The sequence below is a fragment of the Chryseobacterium sp. MP_3.2 genome (assembly GCF_035984805.1).
GTDB lineage: Bacteria > Bacteroidota > Bacteroidia > Flavobacteriales > Weeksellaceae > Kaistella.
In genome coordinates, this window is sequence record NZ_JAXCHW010000006.1 from 16,961 (window position 1) to 32,685 (window position 15,725).

Consider the following 15,725-nt stretch of genomic DNA (forward strand, 5'->3'; position numbering starts at 1 on the left):
AATTTCTAAAAATGAGCAAATTAGATTCTAAAAATCCATCCGGTCCTTTGGCCGATAAATGGACAAATCATAAAAATCATATGAACCTTGTGGCGCCAAACAACCGCGATAAGATTGATATTATTGTTGTGGGTACAGGTTTAGCCGGTGGTTCTGCTGCTGCAACTTTGGCGGAGCAAGGATATAATGTGAAGGCATTTTGCTTCCAAGATTCACCCCGAAGAGCGCACTCAATCGCTGCACAAGGTGGAATTAATGCAGCGAAAAATTATCAAGGTGATGGTGATTCTACGTACCGTTTATTTTATGATACCATTAAAGGAGGAGATTATCGATCCAGAGAAGCAAATGTTTACAGACTTGCAGAAGTGTCTACAAATATTATTGACCAATGCGTTTCGCAAGGTGTTCCTTTTGGAAGGGAATACGGCGGACAATTAGATAACAGATCTTTTGGTGGAGTTCAGGTGAAAAGAACTTTTTATGCAAAAGGTCAAACGGGGCAGCAACTTTTATTAGGAGCCTATTCTTCTTTAAGCCGTCAAATTGGTAAAGGAAGAGTTCAAATGTTCAACCGTCATGAGATGCTGGATCTAGTAATCGTAGACGGAAAAGCCAGAGGAATTATCGCAAGAAATTTAGTGACTGGTGAGTTAGAAAGACATTCTGCACATGCGGTTGTTATTGCGTCTGGTGGATACGGAAATGTTTATTTTCTTTCAACGAATGCAATGGGATCTAATGTTTCAGCAGCTTGGAAAATTCATAAAAGAGGAGCGTATTTTGCAAATCCTTGTTTTGTGCAGATTCACCCAACTTGTATTCCGGTACATGGAACGCAGCAGTCTAAATTAACTTTGATGTCAGAATCCTTAAGAAATTCTGGTAGAATTTGGGTTCCAAAAAATTTAGAAGATGCAGTTGCGGTAAGAGAAGGGAGATTGAAACCTGAAACTATTCCACAAGAAAACCGTGATTATTATTTAGAAAGAAGATATCCAGCTTTCGGTAATTTAGTTCCACGTGATGTTGCTTCTAGAGCAGCAAAAGAAAGATGTGATGAAGGTTTCGGAATTGAAAATAATGATACTAAGGAAGGTGTTTTCTTAGATTTCTCTACAGAAATTATCAAAAAAGGAAAAGAAGCCGCGATAGAAAAAAACATTCACAATCCTACAGATCAGCAAATTTATGATCTTGGGAAAGCGTGGATCGAAGAAAAGTATGGGAATCTTTTCGTGATGTATGAAAAAATTACAGGCGAAAATCCTTACGTAACTCCAATGAAGATTTATCCAGCAGTTCACTATACCATGGGTGGCGTTTGGGTTGATTATAATTTACAGTCTACAATCCCTGGTTGTTTCGTTATCGGTGAAGCTAATTTCTCTGATCATGGCGCCAATAGATTAGGAGCTTCTGCTTTAATGCAAGGTTTGGCAGATGGTTATTTTGTTTTACCATATACCATTGCAGATTATCTTTCTGCGGATATTAGCACAGGAAGAATTCCAACTGATACCGCCGATTTTGATGCTGCCGAAATGAGTATTCAAGAAAAAGTGGATTTCTTTATCAATAATAAAGGAACGCACTCAGTAGATTATTTCCATAAGCAATTAGGAAACATTATGTGGAATAAAGTGGGCATGGGAAGAACGCCAGAAGGATTAGCAGAAGCAGTTGAAGAAATCGAAGCGGTTAAAAAAGATTTTTGGCAGAATGTAAAAGTAACTGGAGAAGCCAATGAACTGAATCCAGAATTGGATAAAGCATTTAGAGTTGCAGATTTTATAGAATTAGGTCAGTTAATGGCAATGGACGCTTTAAATAGAGAAGAATCTTGTGGAGGACATTTCCGTTGGGATCACGCAACTCCTGAGGGCGAAGCGGAAAGAGATGATGAAAATTACAAATTTGTTTCGGCTTGGGAATACCAGGGAATGGATATTAAACAAGAAGTGCTTCATAAAGAAGACTTGGTCTATGAGAACATTGAAGTTAAAACAAGAAGTTACAAATAATCTCCAATAAAAGTATATAAGAAATGAGTACAAGTAAAGGTTTAAACCTGACTCTAAAAATTTGGAGACAGAAAAATAATAAAACGAAAGGCCAGTTCGAAACGCACAAACTTTCGAATGTATCTACCGCTTCCTCTTTTTTGGAAATGCTGGATATGCTCAATGAAAATTTAATCAACAATAACCAAGAACCTTTCGCTTTCGATCATGATTGTAGAGAAGGGATTTGCGGAATGTGTTCTCTTTATATTAATGGTCGGCCACATGGTCCGGATACGGGAATTACGACTTGTCAATTGCACATGAGAATGTTCAAAGACGGAGAAACCATTTTAATTGAACCTTGGAGAAGCGTAGCTTTTCCAGTGATTAAAGATTTGGTGGTAGATAGAAGTTCTTTTGACCGTGTAATGGCTGCAGGTGGATTTATCTCTGTAAATACTTCGGGCAATACATTAGATGCCAACGCAATCTTGGTTCCGAAAGAAGATGCTGACAAAGCAATGGATGCAGCAGCTTGTATCGGTTGTGGAGCTTGTGTTGCCACTTGCAAAAATGGTTCTGCCATGTTATTTGTGGGTGCCAAAGTTTCTCAGTACGCCTTACTTCCGCAAGGTAGAGTAGAAGCAAAAAGAAGAGTGCTCAATATGGTGAAAGCGATGGATGAAGAAGGTTTTGGTAACTGTTCCAATACGGGCGCTTGTGAAGTAGAATGTCCTAAAGGAATTTCTTTAGAAGTAATTGCAAGAATGAATAGAGAATATTTCGTGGCAGATATTGACAGAGGTTAAAGCTTCAGTCTAAAATAAACGAGTCGCCATTTCTTTGAGAAGGCGATTTTTTTTGATCAAAATTATTGGTATTTACAGAACGTACTGTTTTTGATGTTAAAATATTGATAAAATGATTTAAACTGCTTGAAATTCTAATAAATCGTCTATTTTTGCAAAAATTTAAATACAAAATGAGCAAATATCTTTTAATGCTGTTAGTTGCCTTCGCAACAATGTCTTGTTCCAAAAAAGTAGATGTAACTGGTAATTTTGCCGGTGGATCACCTTTAGAAAGAGTAGAATTAATAGAAGCTTCTGGTATCGCCACATTGCCTCTTGTCAATATGGGAGTAGACAGTAAAGGAACTTTTTCTGGAAGTTTTGAGGCTCCGAAAAACGGAATGTACATTATGGCTTATGCCGGAAAAACAGCAATGGTTTACTTGAAACAAGGTCAAGAATTAAACATTTCTGGACAGGCTGCAAATTTCCCTGCTCAATTTACCGTTACAGGTGATGCTAAAAATAACCATGACTTTTTGACGGAAATTCAGAAATTTATTCAAACCTATGCTGCTAAAATTAATGTAGGAGAATTGGTTTCTAAAAAAGAAGATCAATTTTTAAAAGATGTGAAGAAAATCAAATTAGACATTGAAAAAAATATCGATGATTCTGGTAAAAAAACATCTGCGGATAAAGAAGTAATAGAGTTTAAAAAAGATGAATTGAATGCAAGTTTATTGGGATTATTAAACCAATATGAAATTGCACATCCACAAGCAACACAAAATCTTGCGTACAAACCTTCAGAAGCTTTTAAGAATTTAGAAAAGGAATGGAGTGAAAACAGTGAGCGAATGATTAAAAATCATCCTATATACAGAACGTACCTATTAGGAAAATACAATACAGAATTTCAGGCTTTTAAAACAAAAAATGATAAAACTGGAACTGGACTATATTCGGATTTATATGCGCAATTTTTGGACACCAAAAAAGATATGCCGCAAATCACGAAAGATTATTTGTTGGCTTTCATCTTAGCAAGTGGAGATATTTCTCCAGAAACCACGCCAGAAAATATGGCGAAAATTGATAAAATCATCGAAGAGAAAATTAAAGATTCTCAAATTAAAGAAGATCTAAAACGAATATCTTTTGTAATCGCAGGACCAAAAATCGGTGAAACTATTTCTTCAGCCCAACTTCTAAAACAAGATGGCAACAATTTTAAACTTTCAGATGCTACTTCTAAACCAACTTTACTTATGTTTTACGCCTCTTGGAATCCTTATATTTCCGAGAGAACTGTTCCTGTTTTGAAAGAGGTGGTGAACTTTTACAAATCGAAAGTTGATTTCGCTTTTGTAAATGTAGACGATACCAAAGATCAATTTATGAAAACCAGCGCCGCAATGATGAAAGGAATTCCTGGAACAAATCTTTATGCAGAAAATGGATTAAATTCTCAGCTCGCGAAAGATTTAGGAATCTATGGGTTTAAACTTCCTTCTTTTGTTTTAATTGATAAAGATGGAAAAGTGGCCAGCAAAGTTTTCTACGAGTTAGGAGATGAGCAAATGGTTACTGCTTTAGATAAAATATCTGGACTGAAAGCTCCAATGGTAGAGCCGCAAGTTCAATTGCAAAATGATTTGTTAGCACCACAGACTCAAATGCCACAACCGGCCCCTACAAAATAGGATTTTAAAATATTAATACATTCCTGATAGATATTTTCTGTCAGGAATTTTTTTTTAGATTTGAAAAATAATATTTTTTATGAAACACCCGCTTCTCATTGCAGAAAAGCTGCTTTATTTTCTGGCAGTATTTGGCGCACTGTTTACTGTTTTTAGTGTGACGGTAGATTTTTCCAGTTTAGGTTTCCCCAGATCTTCAGATAAAATCATCATTTATGTCGGTTTGCTCTGCAGTTTTGTGACTGCCTTAATTTTGATTGCAGACGTTTTTAAAAACAATATTGACTCTAAATACAAATGGACTCTAGGTTTCCTGGTTTTTGGCGGAATTTTAGGATTATTTTATCTAAGATTCAGAGATCAGTATAAAAGTAAATAATCATTTTAATGTGCTTTTATTTGATGATGTGAAAGATTTATATATCGACCATTAATTTAGATAGTGGTTAAGAAGTGATTTATCACTTCTTTTTTGTTTTAAAACCTTATTTTTGCCCTCAATAAAGTTGAACATGAGAAACAGAGCTAAAAAAATAATTTTAGAAAACATTACTTTAACTGCTGCGGGTGCAAAAGGTGTTGCAGTAGGAAGAACGCCAGAAGGTAAAACCGTTTTGGTTTCTGGAGCTGTTCCAGGTGATGTGGTAAATGCACGCGTAAAGAAATCCAAATCCAATTATTTCGAAGCTTCTGTGGAAGAATTTGTGCAGAAATCCCCCTTTCGTGTAGAACCAAAATGTGTTCACTTCGGAGTTTGTGGCGGGTGTAAATGGCAGAATTTAGCCTATGAAAAGCAGTTAGACTTTAAACAGGACGAAGTTTTTAACCACATGAAAAGAATCGGTGGTTTAGAGGATTTCGAAACTTTACCAATTTTAGGGAGTACAGATCCTTACTTTTATCGAAATAAAATGGAATTTTCCTTTTCTAATTCCCGTTGGCTTACCCAATATGAAATTAGTTCCGAAGAAAATTATGGGAATAGAGATGCACTTGGATTTCATATTCCAGGTCAGTGGAGCAAAATTTTGGACTTGCAGGAATGTTGGCTCCAAGAGGAACCTTCTAATTCCATTCGATTAGCGGTAAGAGATTACGCCATTAATAATGGTTTAGAATTTTTTGATGTAAGAGCGCAAAAAGGATTTTTGCGGACTTTAATGCTCCGTCAGAATTCTAAGGGAGAATGGATGGTATTATTTCAGCTTTTCCGAAAAGAAAAAGAAAGTCAGGAAAAACTTTTCGATTTCTTGTTAGAAAAATTCCCGCAAATAAAAACGCTTTTGTATTGCATCAATTCTAAGCAAAACGATTCACTCTATGATCAGGATATTCAAAATTATTTTGGCGAAGGATTTATCATGGAAGAAATGGATGGCTTAATTTTTAAAATTGGTCCCAAATCTTTTTTCCAAACCAATTACAAGCAAGCCTTGGAGTTGTATAGAAAAACTTTGGAATTTGCAGACTTGCAAGGTCATGAAATTGTTTATGATTTATATACTGGTACAGGAACAATTGCACAATATGTTGCCCGGAAAGCCAAACAGGTTATTGGCATAGAATCCGTACCAGAAGCCATAGAAGCTGCGAAAGAGCATGCTAAATTAAATGGTTTAGACAATTGTACTTTTTATTGTGGTGATATGAAGACGGTCTTTAATGATGAGTTTTTAGAAGCCCACCCTAAAGCCGATGTTTTAATTACAGATCCACCAAGAGATGGAATGCATCAAAAAGTGGTAGAACAAATTTTAAAGCTGGCGCCAGAGAAAATTGTATATGTGAGTTGTAACTCTGCAACGCAGGCAAGAGATTTAGCGCTGATGAAAGACCATTATAAATTAGTAAAAATTTTACCTGTAGATATGTTTCCGCAAACGCATCATGTTGAAAACATTGCCCTTTTAATTAGAATTTAATACCTTATTTTTGGTGCTTCTAAGTTTACAGATATCCAGTTTATTTATGAAATTGATTCCCGTATTTTTATTTTCATTTTTTACGCTCACCCTAATTTCTTGTGGGAGTGATGATGACATCTGTTTAAGTGGTGAAGCTACGCCGCGCATGAAACTGAAATTTAAAACGAAGAGTACGGGCAAAATGAAAACTTTGGATACGCTTTTTGTCAATGTAGATTACGGAAATGGTCAAGTCCCTGTAATTGCTCAAACTCGAGTGGATTCAGTCCTGATTCCATTGCGAGTGGATGAGAATAATTTTACTAAAATTTATGTTGGAACAAGCAGAATCGGGAGTCCATCGGAAATAAGCGTTAATTATTCAACAAAATCTCAGTATGTTTCTCCCGCCTGTGGCATTAAAAAAGTTTATGAAAACGTGACTTCAATTTTAGAAGTTCCAAATCCAGTTTTAGATCTAGAACAGAATCAAACCCAAATTACAGATGAAGCCAAGACTCATTTTTTCCTTCTTTTTTAGTTGTGTTTTTCTGTTATCATACGGCCAAAAACCCAAAGATTCAGTAAATACAAAATGGAAATATACCCCCAATTTTATGGTAGGTTTGGATGTTTTAAATGCTGCAACTGCGGCTTTCTCTGACCGAAAATTATTTCAAGGCTTTGTCTCCTCTCAGATTAATGAAAATATTCATGCGGTAGCCGAAGGTGGTTTTGAGAAAAATATCTACCAGAAAAATGGTTATGATGCTACTGCCAATGGACCTTTCCTAAAATTAGGCGCCTTTTATATGTTGGCCAATGATAAAGAGAATCCTTTCAACGGATTTTTTGCAGGTGGAAAAATCGCTGGATCTTATTATTCACAAAAATATTTTGCAGTTCCCGTTCGAGGGTTTAGTGATAGTGAAGCATCTGTGGCATTTCCCTCTTCCTCCCAAAGTTCCTATTGGATTGAAGCGATGATTGGCGGTAGGGTTCAACTTTTTGAAAGTCCTTTTTATATTGAAGTGAATATGCAACCGAAGTATTTGGCTTTTTCTACAACACAAGAAGATTTAGAGCCGATGATTGTTCCGGGCTTTGGGAAAAGTTCTGCCAAATTTAATATGGGATTTTCTTGGAATGTAGCTTATCGTTTCTAACTTTTTTTACCTCGGCAAATCCATAAACAAGCATAGTTAGATTTGCCGAAAAGTTCTTAAAGGCAACCAATGCTCTGCATAATTGCGTATAATTTTCTTAAATTTTGCGAAATATATAATAATGTATTAATCTTATTATTAAATTCTTCCTCTAAATAGCAAAAATTTACATAATTTATTTTGTGGAGACGTTCAAAAAATCTATTTTTGAGCATCCTATAATATATTATTTTATGAAAAAAATCTTTACTTCCTTACTTTGTGGAATTATGAGTACGGCTGCATTTGCACAATGGAGTCCTACCTCAATGCAGGGTGAGCAAATTAAACCGACATCTAATGTCACGAGTTATTATTCCCTTGATCTTAGTGCATTAAGATCTACGCTTTCCAAAGCGATGGAAACAGGCAAAAATGCTATTCCTGTAGAAATTAAGTTGCCAACAATGGATGGTAAAATGCAAAGATTTGCAGTGTATAGTTCACCAGTTGTCGTAAAATCACTTGCAGATAAATATCAATTGGGTTCTTACGTAGGTGTTGGTTTGGATGATCCTACCGCTTATGTTAGATTTAGTGTCGCGCCAAATGATTTTCAGTCAATGATGATTCGTAACGGTGTTTATGAGTTTATTGAGCCGCAGAATACAAACAGATCAGTTTATGGAGTTCATCCCAAAACAAATAAAACAGAAGCGGATAAAGCTTTTGTTTGCGCGACTAGCGAAGCGCCTTTGAGCAAAAAGCAAATAGACCAGATGTACATGTCTGGTAAATCTTTTGCCAATAATCCTACAGATTTTAGCAGAGCATCTGATAGAAAATTCAGAACAATGCGTTTAGCAATGTCTGTAAATGGAGAGTACACTCAATACTTTGGAGGAGTTACTCAAGCTTTAGTAGCTATTAATGCAACAATAACACGTTGTAATGGAGTTTTTGAAAAAGATTTTGGTTTAAAATTAATTCTTCAAGATTTTCCTCAGTTAATTTATACTGATCCTGCAACAGATCCTTACTCTGCATCTTTGGCAGCTTGGAATGTGGAACTTCAAAATACTTTAACAACTGTTATCGGTAGTGCTGCTTATGATATCGGACATATGTTCGGAGCTTCAGGTGGTGGTGGAAACGCGGGTTGTATAGGTTGTGTTTGCGTAGATCCTTCTGGTCCAGGCGTTAAAGCTAAAGGTTCAGGTATTACCTCTCCATCTAATGGAGTTCCGATGGGAGATACTTTTGATATCGATTATGTAGCGCACGAAATTGGTCACCAATTAGGTGGTAACCATACGTTCTCTCATTCTTTGGAAGGAAGTGGTCAAAACGTAGAGCCTGGTTCGGGATCTACTATTATGGGTTATGCAGGAATCACTGGTGCAACTGATGTTCAGCCGAACTCAGATGCCTATTTTCATATCAATTCAATTATTCAAGTTCAAAATAATTTAATTGCTAAAACTTGTGATATAGAAGTTGCAACCATTAATAATACTCCTGTTATTGCAGCGTTACCAGATGTAACCATTCCTAAATCAACTGCTTTTGTATTAACTGCACAAGCAACAGATGCTGAAGGAGATCCATTAACGTACACGTGGGAACAAGTTGATGCAGCAACTACTACAACAAATATTACATCTTTGGGAACTGCAACAAATGGTCCTACTTTTAGATCATTTACGCCTACGCCAAATCCTACACGATATTTCCCGAAATTATCTACTGTTTTGGCAGGTAATCTGAAAAATAATGCAGATTGGGAAGCGGTGTCTACTGTAGCTAGAGTTACCAACTTTAGAGTAACTGTAAGAGACAACAATGCAGATGTAACCCAGCAACAAACGCAGAATGCTTTACAAAAAGTAACCGTGAGTGCTAATGGGCCTTTTAAAATTACATCTACTAAAGTATTTAATAATGCCGCTGGACCATTAACTTGGGATGTTGTAGGAACAAACGCAGCTCCTTTCAATGTTGCGAATGTAAAGATTGATTATACTGTAAATAATGGTGTAAACTGGGTTGTTTTAGCAGCTTCTACTCCAAATGATGGATCAGAAGATTTCAGCTTTGCATCATTTGCAACCAATACCGCACTAAAAATAAGAATTTCTGCAATTGGCAACGTGTTTTACACCATCGCACCAGTTACAGTTTCTGCAATCGTGCTTTGTGACGGAACTGCTCCTGCTGGTTTAGCAGTATCTGGAATTACAACTTCTGGCGCTAACGTAAATTGGGATCCAATTGCAAGTGCAACTTATATCGTACGATATAAGAAAACGGCAGATGCAACTTGGACTACAGTTCCAGTAGCAGTTAATTCTTATACCATTGCCGGATTATTAGAAGCTACAGCATATGATGTACAAGTTGCTTCGGTTTGTAGTGGCACTACAGGTGCATTCTCTTCAACTGTTAGCTTTACCACATTAGCATTCGCTTATTGTACTTTAACTTCTACCAATTCTAATGATGAGTATATCTCTAATGTTACAATCTCGGCAGAAGGTGCATTAGGAGTAAACAGCACGTCTGGTCCTTCTAATTATACGAACTATGCAGCTGATCCTACAAGATTGGTGAGATTAGCAAAAGGAACTAATAGCAATACTATTTCTGTTACCAAAGCTTGGCAGGGGACTAAATATAATGAAGCTGTTACTGTTTGGATTGATTTTGACAGAAGTGGAACTTATGAGGCAGGTGAGCAGATTATTTCTACCGTACCAAGCCAAGTTACACCAGTGACGGAAGTATTCTCTGTTCCAGCAAATGCATACAGCGGAAGTCAAACAGTTGGAATGAGAGTAGCATTAAGATTTAACTTAAACCAAAGTAACCCATGCGGTACTTTTACCTACGGCGAAGTGGAAGATTATGCTGTAATGATTTCTCCAACTCTTGGGGTAGGTGATTCGGCAATTGCACAAGCGGTACAGGTTTATCCAAACCCTGCTATTGATTTATTAAACATTACCAAAGTTTCTGACAAAGCAACTTACACCATTGTAAACATGGCTGGCCAGGTTGTTTCTAAAGGGAAAGTAATCAGCAATAAAGTGCAGGTTTCTCAACTTGTAAAAGGTGTTTATGTAATCTCTATTGATAATGGAGGTGAAGTAAGCCAAGTGAAGTTTATTAAAAAATAATTTTTTAAATTACTATAGAATCCCCGGAATTTTTTCTGGGGATTTTTTTTGTGATTTAATTCCATATTTTTAACATTTAGCAGTTAATGTTTAACCTAACTTTAACCGTGTAGCACAGAATAGATAGTATAAATTTTTAAAATTTCAATTATTTTTGCCCTCTATATGAAGAAACTTTTTTTGATCCTCACTTTGTTTGCAATCAGCTTCAGTCAGGCTCAATTTTTCACCGGTGAAATTATCATCAGAGACAACTCTATCTATTATTTAAATCAGATTTATGTAACCAACATCACCGCACAAAAAACAGTTTACACAGATTACTACGGCAAATTTAAAGTTCCGGCAAAGGAAGGAGACATTATCCGTTTTACATCTATTATCACAGATCGTCAAGATGTAAAAGTGACCACAGAGAACCTTCAGAATGCTATAAATTTTGTTGAACTGAAGATTGCTTACTATGATATTCAAGAAGTGGTAATCAGCAGGTTTAAACCAACCGGCAATTTACGCAAGGATGTAAGTTCATTAAAAACGGGTGAAAAAATGTTAGCAGTGCAGAAAATGATTGGGCTGCCCACTCCAAAAGGGGATGGAACACCACCACAACTTCCTATTGCAGGATTTTCTGGCGGCGGACTTACCTTTAGTCTCGATTCTATTTATGACCTGATGTCTGGTGAAAAGAAAAAGAAAGAGCGTGCAGAACAGTATGAAAAAATGAATTATACCGTTACCGGAATCAAAAATTATTTTGGAGTACCATATTTTACGAATTTAAAAATCCCTGAAAACTATATTGAGAATTTTCTGCAATTTGTCTACACATCAGAGAATTTATACCCTTATATTCAAGCCAATAATTACGAAGCTACTTCTGTTTTTATAGACAAATACTTGCCAATTTATCAGCGACGATTAAGAAATTCTAATTTAATGAACGTTAATTAATCACAGTATCGATTTTGATAAATCGTATTTATCGGAAATTAATTCTAGTTCTTTATCATTTTATAGTATTTTTATCGTTCTACAATTTTAGTATTCATCTGTAAATGCTCCATTCTTTGAAAAACATTTTCTTCTTCTTATTTACACTCCTGTTTGTTTCTGTTTCTGCGCAGAAAAAGAGTAAAGATTATTCGAAAATCCTGCACAGTACAAGCATCTATGAAATTGATGCTTATTTGAAAGATGCCCATCCAGATGACCCCAAAAGAAGCGTACTAAAACCTCGATTAGTGAAGATGCTGAAAGAATACATTAAAAATGCGCATCCTGCTGATCAGCGAGTAAAAGATTTTCAAGAAAAAATAGCGCTGCTGCGCAGAAAACCTTCCAGTAAAATAAGTTTCGATGAGATGAATGAAATCATCCGCCAAAAACAAATTGCAAAATTCAGGGAAATTTTAGACAAAAAATTAGGAAGCAATACCACTTATGTGACAACCGTTTACGGAACTCCCGCCAATGTAGAACCTGGAACTCCCGCTTCTGGAATGTCTGCAGAGGAAGAAAAAGAATTTCAAATGATGATGTCCGTTTCTCCAATTGAACATAAAAACAATACGGTAAAAATTCTAAATTCTCTTTTTGATAGTGATCCAAACAGTAAGGAAAGTATCATCATGATAGAAAATAAGTCGGATTGCAATATGATCATGAGAATTGAAGGGGTAGGCAATATCAGATATAGATTGGCAATTCCTGCTCATCAAGACAATACAATTGTAGTGACAAAAGGAGATTATTTATTTACCAGTTTTGTGTGTGGAGCACAATATGCCTCGCAAAAAACTGTGCAAAAAGCAATTATGGTTTCTCTTGGTGATGCACCTCCACAATAGACCTTATTAAAAATATTTGCTTATATAATTTTATCTATTTTTGTGCGTTTTTTAAATTGAACAATGGGTAAAAATAAAATGGCAAGATTTGCCGAAAATAAAATTCTTCCAAACGTTTTTCAACCAACCAGAGCAGAAGCGCTAGAAGGTTTTAATATGAAAGGGAAGTGGAGAAGTGAAGTTTTTAAGAATGACAATCCGATAGTTTTGGAATTAGGGTGCGGAAAAGGTGAATATTCCGTGGGTCTAGCCAAAGCGTTCCCAAATAAAAATTTTATTGGAATCGATATTAAAGGTGCCAGATTTTGGTTTGGAGCTAAAGAATCTATTGAGAAAAATCTTATGAACGTCGCTTTTTTGCGAACACAGATCGAATTGGTTGATCAGTTTTTCGAGGCCGATGAGGTTGATGAAATTTGGATTACTTTCCCAGATCCGCAGATAAAGTACAGACGTACGAAGCATAGAATGACACATCCAGAATTTTTGGAGCGGTACAAGAAGATCTTAAAGAAAGATGGGATCATGCATTTGAAAACCGATTCTGAGTTTCTTCATGGCTATACTTTGGGTCTTTTGCAAGGTCAAGGACATGAAATTATGTTCGCAAACCATGATATTTATGGTGCACCTGAATTTGACCCAGAAACACCCTTATTGCGTGAAATTAAAACCTATTACGAAGGTTTGTTTGAGTCCAAAGGAAAGACAATTACCTATATTAAATTCCGTTTAAAGTAAATGGTGAGAGACATTCTTTAATTGTTTGAAAATAGGCACAAAAAAAAGGTTCAGAAAACATTCTGAACCTTTTTTATATTGAGATAAAATCTTATTCTGCTGCAGTTGCAGGAGCTTCAGAATCGAAATCTGCATCAGCATCAGCTGAAACTTTTTCTCCTTCTTCTTTAGATTTTTCTTTTTCTGCTTTTCTTTGAGACAATCCGTCTTTGATAGAAGCTGAAACAATGCTCAACAACATATCGATAGATTTAGATGCATCATCATTTCCAGGAATCACATATTCTACTTTTCTTGGATCAGAATTCGTATCTACGATTGCAAAAATTGGAATTCCCAATTTCTTAGCCTCAGTAACTGCGATGTGTTCTTTCATAATATCAACAACAAATAGTGCTGATGGTAAACGAACCATGTCAGAAATTGAACCTAAATTTTTCTCCAGGTTTGCTCTTTGACGATCAACCTGTAGTCTTTCTTTTTTAGATAAAGTTTCGAAAGTTCCGTCTTTCTTCATTTTATCAATGTGGTTCATTTTCTTAACCGCTTTACGGATGGTAACAAAGTTTGTTAACATTCCTCCAGGCCATCTTTCAGTAATATAAGGCATATTAAGTTCAGCTGCATATTTTGCTACAACTTCTTTCGCTTGCTTTTTAGTTGCTACGAAAAGAACTTTTTTACCTGCAGAAGTGATTTTTTCTAAAGCTGTACAAGCTTCGTCTAATTTCACTGCTGTTTTATGTAAGTCTACGATGTGAATACCGTTTTTCTCCATAAAAATGTATGGAGCCATATTTGGATTCCACTTTCTGGTCATGTGACCAAAGTGTACTCCTGCCTCTAAAAGGTCTTTAACATTTGCTTTTGCCATGTCTCTTTTTTGTTTTTAGTTTACATTCCGCTTTTGTGCAATCAACAATTTCTTTAGATGGGAGAAATGTTTGGGTGCTAAACTAACGGGGCATTTTGTTGTTAGATAATTGAACCAAGAGCCGAGAACCAAAAATAGAAAACTGTAAAAAGTCTTGCATCTGGTGTCTGAAATCTTGAATCTTTTGAATTAACGTTTTGAGAATTGGAATTTCTTTCTCGCTTTTTTCTGACCTGGTTTTTTTCTTTCTACCATTCTAGCGTCTCTCGTAAGCAATCCGTGTGGCTTCAAAAGCAAACGGTTTTCTTCATTGATTTCGCACATGGCTCTAGAAATACCTAGTCGGATCGCTTCAGCCTGACCTGTAATACCACCACCGAAAACATTCACTGTTACATCATACTGACCTACAGTTTCTGTTAATAAAAATGGTTGGTTTACTTTGTAAACTAAAACATCTGTTCCGAAATATTCTTTAGAATCTTTCTTGTTTATAGTGACAACACCAGAACCGGGTCTCACATAAACTCTTGCAACTGAAGTTTTTCTTCTTCCGATTTTATGAACTATCGACATATTAATTATTTGAATTCGTTAATATTAATTTCCTTTGGCTGCTGAGCTTCATGTTTGTGCTCCGTTCCTTCATATAAATAAAGGTTCGTGAACAGTTGAGATCCTAATTTGTTTTTTGGAAGCATTCCTTTTACAGATTTTTCCAAAACTTTTAAAGAATCTTTCTTTTGAAGTTCGAGCGCAGTCATTGACTTTTGACCTCCTGGATAACCAGTATGCCAAATGTAGGTTTTGTCGGCCCATTTGTTTCCAGAAAGAGTAATCTTTCCTGCATTCAAAACGATTACATTGTCTCCGCAGTCTGCGTGAGGTGTAAAATTCGTTTTGTGCTTACCTCTCAAAATCTTTGCAACCTTAGAAGCTAGTCGTCCTAATGGTTGTCCCTCCGCGTCTACCACAACCCATTCTTTATTTGCAGTAGCTTTATTAGCCGAGACGGTTTTGTAACTTAATGTATTCACACTTTTTTCGTTTACGATTAAACATAATTTTCCCCAATAAGGGTGTGCAAAGGTATGTATTATTTTTCTATCTGGAAACTGTATTGCAATATTCTTCAATATGTTTTTTAGTACGCAAACATGGAAAGGGAAGAATGTAAGCTGAGAAGCTAAAGATTGGTAATATTCCTGCTGAATTTAAGCCTCGATCGTTCTTGCAAATTTACAGGATTTGAGCGAAAGTTTTAACCTTCAGAAGATTTAAATATTTTATTCATCTTTAAAGTAGTCATTTAAATAAATTAAATTTCACCAAAATTCGCTCATTACAATTTCTAAAAATAGTATACTTCTCCTTTTTATTATACTCACACTATTTTCTTGTAGAAATAATGAACTAATCCCGACAAAAGCAGAAGAACTTGAAACTCCCATTGATCTTGTGCAGCAACCGTACGGAACACCTTATTATTTATCAGCATCTTAAAAATATATTTTTGATCCCGAAGCTGTTCC

14 protein-coding genes are annotated in these 15,725 nt (G+C 35.8%); 11 read left to right on the plus strand and 3 right to left on the minus strand.

What is annotated here, in order from left to right; translation table 11 throughout:
• Window positions 1–11: 11 nt before the first annotated feature.
• The 11 genes from RCH13_RS08890 to trmB all read left to right on the plus strand — a co-directional run bounded on the left by RCH13_RS08890 (window position 12) and on the right by trmB (window position 13,319).
• Window positions 12–2,024, plus strand: a complete 2,013-nt coding sequence (locus tag RCH13_RS08890) for a fumarate reductase/succinate dehydrogenase flavoprotein subunit (protein ID WP_326986887.1) — start codon at window positions 12–14, stop codon at window positions 2,022–2,024.
• Window positions 2,025–2,047: 23 nt separating this feature from the next.
• Window positions 2,048–2,815 carry a succinate dehydrogenase/fumarate reductase iron-sulfur subunit gene (locus RCH13_RS08895; protein WP_326986888.1) on the plus strand — a complete coding sequence of 256 codons (768 nt, stop codon included), beginning with the start codon at window positions 2,048–2,050 and terminating at the stop codon, window positions 2,813–2,815.
• A 173-nt stretch (window positions 2,816–2,988) separates the two neighbouring features.
• The gene (locus RCH13_RS08900) at window positions 2,989–4,503 is read left to right on the plus strand and encodes a TlpA family protein disulfide reductase (RefSeq protein WP_326986889.1); all 1,515 of its coding nucleotides are present in this window, start codon (window positions 2,989–2,991) and stop codon (window positions 4,501–4,503) included.
• Between the two features lie 79 nt (window positions 4,504–4,582).
• Window positions 4,583–4,882, plus strand: a complete 300-nt coding sequence (locus RCH13_RS08905) for a hypothetical protein (RefSeq protein WP_326986890.1) — start codon at window positions 4,583–4,585, stop codon at window positions 4,880–4,882.
• Window positions 4,883–5,015: 133 nt separating this feature from the next.
• Window positions 5,016–6,425 (plus strand): 23S rRNA (uracil(1939)-C(5))-methyltransferase RlmD, encoded by a 1,410-nt coding sequence (rlmD, locus tag RCH13_RS08910; RefSeq protein WP_326986891.1) that lies wholly within the window; start codon window positions 5,016–5,018, stop codon window positions 6,423–6,425.
• Window positions 6,426–6,471: 46 nt separating this feature from the next.
• A complete protein-coding gene (locus RCH13_RS08915) occupies window positions 6,472–6,948 on the plus strand; it encodes a DUF6452 family protein (RefSeq protein WP_326986892.1) in 477 nt (158 codons plus the stop codon).
• Window positions 6,914–7,573, plus strand: coding sequence for a DUF6048 family protein (locus tag RCH13_RS08920; RefSeq protein ID WP_326986893.1), 660 nt, complete (start codon window positions 6,914–6,916; stop codon window positions 7,571–7,573). Before RCH13_RS08915 ends, RCH13_RS08920 begins: the two co-directional genes overlap by 35 nt.
• Window positions 7,574–7,806: 233 nt before the next feature.
• Window positions 7,807–10,728, plus strand: coding sequence for a reprolysin-like metallopeptidase (locus tag RCH13_RS08925; RefSeq protein ID WP_326986894.1), 2,922 nt, complete (start codon window positions 7,807–7,809; stop codon window positions 10,726–10,728).
• Between the two features lie 165 nt (window positions 10,729–10,893).
• Entirely contained in the window at window positions 10,894–11,682 is a 789-nt protein-coding gene (locus RCH13_RS08930) for a hypothetical protein (RefSeq protein WP_326986895.1), read from the plus strand.
• Between the two features lie 116 nt (window positions 11,683–11,798).
• Window positions 11,799–12,578 carry a DUF6759 domain-containing protein gene (locus RCH13_RS08935; protein ID WP_326986896.1) on the plus strand — a complete coding sequence of 260 codons (780 nt, stop codon included), beginning with the start codon at window positions 11,799–11,801 and terminating at the stop codon, window positions 12,576–12,578.
• Window positions 12,579–12,641: 63 nt separating this feature from the next.
• Window positions 12,642–13,319, plus strand: a complete 678-nt coding sequence (gene trmB / locus RCH13_RS08940) for a tRNA (guanosine(46)-N7)-methyltransferase TrmB (RefSeq protein WP_326986897.1) — start codon at window positions 12,642–12,644, stop codon at window positions 13,317–13,319.
• Between the two features lie 91 nt (window positions 13,320–13,410).
• Here trmB and rpsB read toward each other — a convergent pair whose 3' ends face one another.
• From rpsB to rplM, 3 genes are all read right to left on the minus strand, one after another.
• A complete protein-coding gene (gene rpsB, locus RCH13_RS08945; protein WP_326986898.1) occupies window positions 13,411–14,193 on the minus strand; it encodes a 30S ribosomal protein S2 in 783 nt (260 codons plus the stop codon).
• 189 nt (window positions 14,194–14,382) lie between these two features.
• Complete coding sequence (gene rpsI, locus RCH13_RS08950) at window positions 14,383–14,769, minus strand: 30S ribosomal protein S9 (RefSeq protein ID WP_326986899.1); 387 nt, start codon at window positions 14,767–14,769, stop codon at window positions 14,383–14,385.
• Window positions 14,770–14,774: 5 nt separating this feature from the next.
• On the minus strand, window positions 14,775–15,230 hold the full coding sequence (gene rplM, locus RCH13_RS08955; RefSeq protein ID WP_326987050.1) for a 50S ribosomal protein L13: 456 nt from the start codon (window positions 15,228–15,230) through the stop codon (window positions 14,775–14,777).
• Between the last annotated feature and the right edge of the window lie 495 nt (window positions 15,231–15,725).

What these genes read in the sequence shown, in the direction of transcription:
- RCH13_RS08890 (WP_326986887.1), top strand. Translation starts at nt 12, where the DNA reads ATGAGCAAATTAGATTCTAAAAATCCATCCGGTCCTTTGGCCGATAAA.
- RCH13_RS08895 (WP_326986888.1), top strand. Translation starts at nt 2,048, where the DNA reads ATGAGTACAAGTAAAGGTTTAAACCTGACTCTAAAAATTTGGAGACAG.
- RCH13_RS08900 (WP_326986889.1), top strand. Translation starts at nt 2,989, where the DNA reads ATGAGCAAATATCTTTTAATGCTGTTAGTTGCCTTCGCAACAATGTCT.
- RCH13_RS08905 (WP_326986890.1), top strand. Translation starts at nt 4,583, where the DNA reads ATGAAACACCCGCTTCTCATTGCAGAAAAGCTGCTTTATTTTCTGGCA.
- rlmD (WP_326986891.1), top strand. Translation starts at nt 5,016, where the DNA reads ATGAGAAACAGAGCTAAAAAAATAATTTTAGAAAACATTACTTTAACT.
- RCH13_RS08915 (WP_326986892.1), top strand. Translation starts at nt 6,472, where the DNA reads ATGAAATTGATTCCCGTATTTTTATTTTCATTTTTTACGCTCACCCTA.
- RCH13_RS08920 (WP_326986893.1), top strand. Translation starts at nt 6,914, where the DNA reads ATGAAGCCAAGACTCATTTTTTCCTTCTTTTTTAGTTGTGTTTTTCTG.
- RCH13_RS08925 (WP_326986894.1), top strand. Translation starts at nt 7,807, where the DNA reads ATGAAAAAAATCTTTACTTCCTTACTTTGTGGAATTATGAGTACGGCT.
- RCH13_RS08930 (WP_326986895.1), top strand. Translation starts at nt 10,894, where the DNA reads ATGAAGAAACTTTTTTTGATCCTCACTTTGTTTGCAATCAGCTTCAGT.
- trmB (WP_326986897.1), top strand. Translation starts at nt 12,642, where the DNA reads ATGGGTAAAAATAAAATGGCAAGATTTGCCGAAAATAAAATTCTTCCA.
- rpsB (WP_326986898.1), bottom strand. Translation starts at nt 14,193, where the DNA reads ATGGCAAAAGCAAATGTTAAAGACCTTTTAGAGGCAGGAGTACACTTT.
- rpsI (WP_326986899.1), bottom strand. Translation starts at nt 14,769, where the DNA reads ATGTCGATAGTTCATAAAATCGGAAGAAGAAAAACTTCAGTTGCAAGA.